At 65.4% G+C, this 3788-nt stretch carries 3 protein-coding genes and 1 pseudogene; 3 read left to right on the forward strand and 1 reads right to left on the reverse strand.

Annotated features, from left to right (window positions below):
* The 3 genes from ABD172_RS14975 to ABD172_RS14985 all read left to right on the forward strand — a co-directional run.
* The coding region (locus ABD172_RS14975; RefSeq protein WP_344310980.1) for a VIT1/CCC1 transporter family protein at positions 1-795 on the forward strand (795 nt) is incomplete at its 5' end.
* A gap of 195 nt (positions 796-990) precedes the next feature.
* Positions 991-1230 carry a heavy-metal-associated domain-containing protein gene (locus ABD172_RS14980; RefSeq protein WP_344310982.1) on the forward strand — a complete coding sequence of 80 codons (240 nt, stop codon included), beginning with the start codon at positions 991-993 and terminating at the stop codon, positions 1228-1230.
* A gap of 206 nt (positions 1231-1436) precedes the next feature.
* On the forward strand, positions 1437-3311 hold the full coding sequence (locus ABD172_RS14985) for a heavy metal translocating P-type ATPase (RefSeq protein WP_344310984.1): 1875 nt from the start codon (positions 1437-1439) through the stop codon (positions 3309-3311).
* 329 nt (positions 3312-3640) lie between these two features.
* On the opposite strand, the pseudogene ABD172_RS14990 reads toward ABD172_RS14985, so the two are convergent.
* A pseudogene (locus tag ABD172_RS14990) lies at positions 3641-3788 on the reverse strand (IS5/IS1182 family transposase); the annotation flags it as partial.

Consider the following 3788-nt stretch of genomic DNA (forward strand, 5'->3'; position numbering starts at 1 on the left):
TGGGGTGCCATGAGAGTGGTGGTGCTGCCTTTGTGGAAGGTTGGATCACTCTCTATGAAACACGGGACGATTCAAATGACTGTCCCGCCTGAGTCCGGGCACAGCGGTGAACCGCACGCACCAAGCCACCACGCCAAACTCAACGCACTGCGCGCCGGAGTGCTCGGCGCCAACGATGGCATCGTCTCCGTTGCCGCCTTGTTGCTGGGAGTGATCGCCAGCGGCGCCGGTGACACTGCGGTCTTCGTCGCCGGGTTGGCCTCGACCGTTGCCGGTGCGGTCTCGATGGCGTTGGGTGAGTACGTTTCCGTCTCCGCCCAGCGGGACACCGAGAAGGTCTTGATCAACAAGGAGCGCGCAGAGCTCGCCGATGATCCGCAGGCCGAACACGACGAACTGTCCGGCATCTTCCAGGGGTATGGCATCACCAGGGACACCGCTGATAAGGCTGATACCGAGATCGGTGCCAGCGACCCCCTGGCCGCTCACCTGCAACTTGAGCTCGGCCTCGATGCGGAGGACTTGACGAACCCGATCACGGCGGCGCTGTCGTCGGCGGTGGCATTCGTGCTCGGAGCCCTGCTGCCCATGATCTCGGTCTTCTTCGCCCCCTCGGGGACTGACGCCGTTGTGGTCACAGTCGTGACTCTCATCGTTCTGGCCCTGACCGGTCACATCTCCGCGAGACTGTCGGGCACTTCACCGCTCAGGTCGAGCCTGCGCCTGGTCATCGGCGGCGCTCTCGGACTGGCGCTGACATACGTTGTCGGATCCCTATTCGGGCTTGCTGTTTGACACTCCCCAGGTCGCTTCCTTCGCCGTGCATCCAGTCTCTGGTCCTGGAAATTGCCGTGCATCACCACGGCCTGGCCGCCGCAACGGAGATTCTCCGTGGTTCTTGATCCACGTCAAGGGAAGTTCGCTCGGTTCTGCGTAACTTAAGAGATGTCCAAGGAACCAGAACCGAAACGAAAGGAGACGAGCAGCCCAATGATTGCCTCGGCCCCCACCCTGAAGACCACCACCCTCCGCTCGGACGAGTTCTCCTGCCCGTCGTGCATCCAGAAGATCGAGACCAAGCTGACCGGGCTCGACGGCGTCGAGTCGGCCGAGGTGAAATTCTCCTCCGGCCGGATCATCGCCCAGCACGACCCGCAGAAGGTCTCGGTGCGTGACCTGGTGGAGGCTGTTGCGGAAGTCGGCTACACCGCCAAACCATCCGCCATCTGACATACATCATCTGACCGGTCTACTGCTTCAGAGCCAGTGACCCGCTGACGCTTCCGGTGTCGGCGGGTCGCGCTCTGTATCCGCAGTTGTCTGGAGCTGAGTCGGATAAAGCCATGAAGACTTGATCCGTGTCAAGGCGCGAGGAGTCGCCCGACCGTAGCTTGGAAGTGATCCCGAAAGGACCGCTTTCAACGGAAGGAAGAACCATGAAGACCTGGAAGACCTGGGGTGTGGTCGCCGCCTCGGGCGTGCTGATCGTCCTCGCCCTCGTCACCGGTTGGGACATCCTCATGATCGCGGCAGCCGTCGTCGCCGGCTGGCCGATCGCCGTCTCCGCGTGGCAGGCGCTGCGCATCAAGATGATCTCCATCGACCTGCTGGTCGTGGTGGCCGCCGTCGGCGCCCTGTTCATCCAGAACTACTGGGAGTCGGCCGCCGTCACCTTCCTCTTCGCCCTCGGCAAGGCGCTGGAGAAGGCCACCCTCAACCGGACCCGCAAGGCACTGTCCGACCTGGTCGAGGCCGCTCCGGACACCGCCACCGTGCTGCGCGACGGCGAGCCTGAAACCGTCGAGATCTGGGAACTCGTCCCCGGCGACGTCGTGCTGGTGAAGAACGGTGAGCAGGTGCCCGTCGACGGTCGGGTCATCACCGGCAACGGGGGAGTCGACGAGGCCACCATCACCGGCGAATCCGTGCCTGCTGAGAAGTCCGAGGGCTCCGAGGTCTACGCCGGCACCTGGCTGCGTTCCGGCGTGCTGCGTGTCGAAGCCGTGGGGATCGGCTCCGACTCGACGCTGGCGAAGATCATCCACCGGGTGGAGGACGCCCAGGACGACAAGGCCAAGACCCAGACCTTCATGGAGAAGTTCTCCAAGTACTACACCCCCGGCGTCATGCTCGCCGCACTCGCTGTCGGCCTGCTGTCCTGGAACGTCGAACTCGCCCTGACCCTGCTGGTCATCGGCTGCCCCGGCGCGCTGGTCATCTCCATCCCGGTGTCGATCGTGGCCGGCATCGGCCGCTCGGCCAAGGACGGCGTCCTCATCAAGGGCGGCGAATACCTGGAGACCTCCGCCAAGGTCGACGCGATCGTCGTCGACAAGACCGGAACGCTGACCAACGGGCGCCCCGAGCTGACCGACGTCGACGTCCTCGACGACTCCTACACGGCCGAGGAGGTCCTCATCTTGGCGGCCCGCGCGGAGACCGCCTCGGAGCACCCGCTCGCCGAGGCGATCATCCAGGGAGCCGAGGGGCGGGGCCTGCGAGTCGACCATGTTGAGCACGCCGAGCCGGTCGCCGGCAAGGGCATCCGCGCTCAGGTGGACGGCGCCACGGTAGCCGTCGGCTCCGCCGACCTGCTCGACTCCGCCCCGGACCCCGCCCGGATCCTGGAGCTCAACGAACAGGGCAAGACCGCGATGTTCGTGGGAGTCGACGGCAAGGCTGTGGGAATCGTGGCCGTGGCGGACACCATCCGCGCCGACGCGCCCGAGGCCATCAAGGCCCTCCACGGTCGAGGCGTCAAGGTCATCATGGCGACCGGCGATGCCGAACGCGTTGCCCGCAACGTCGCAGCCGAACTCGGCGTCGACGAGGTCCGCGCCGAGCTGATGCCCGAGGACAAGCTCACCATCGTCAAGGAGCTGCAGGCACAGGGTCACACCGTGGCGATGGTCGGCGACGGGGTCAACGACACCCCCGCCCTGGCGCAGGCCGACATCGGCGTGGCGATGGGAGCGGCCGGCTCACCTGCCGCGATCGAGACCGCTGACATCGCGCTCATGGCCGACCGGCTGCCGCGCCTGCCCCACGCGCTCGGCCTGGCACGGCGGACGGTGCGCACCATGCGGGTCAACATCGCCATCGCCCTGCTCACGGTCGCGCTCCTGCTGGCCGGCGTTCTCTTCGGCGGCGTGACGATGTCGCTGGGCATGCTGGTCCACGAGGCGTCGGTGCTGCTGGTCATCGGCATCGCGATGCTCCTGCTGCGCCCGACCCTCAAGGAGGAGAAGGACCGGGACGCCAAGCGTCAGCAGATCAACGATAACGCGAAGGAGCAGAAGGCCGTGGCCTGAGCCAGCCGCCTCGGCTGCTCGGGCTACCCAGAGCACGGCCGAGGCGACCGCCCGTGACCACCCTCGAACATGCCCCGCCGGAGCTCTCCAGGTCTCACCCGGCGGGGCAGTTCGCCGTCCGACGGACACAGGACGCGTGGCGAGTTAAAGACCATCCTCCTGGAGCGTCACTAGGGCATCATGCTGCATTCATGACAACTCGCGTTGCATTTAACCAAAGTTAACGTTCCCTGTTGACCCCACAAAAGCTCCCTGGATAGTGTCTGAGAGATTGACGGTCGGTGCGACGCCGGGCCGGGGCTCGACAGTAGAGGATGAGGCCAGTGAGTCTAGGGCGTGTCTGTTGATTCCTTCAGCCACGACACGACCCCGTGCAACACGACCGCGGCCCGGTACGTCTCATGGAGCTTGTCGTACCTCGTAGCGACCCCTCTCCACTACTTGAGAACACTGAACCCGCGCTCGACGACGTTCCTG

Source organism: Brevibacterium samyangense, from assembly GCF_039529845.1.
Lineage (GTDB): Bacteria > Actinomycetota > Actinomycetes > Actinomycetales > Brevibacteriaceae > Brevibacterium > Brevibacterium samyangense.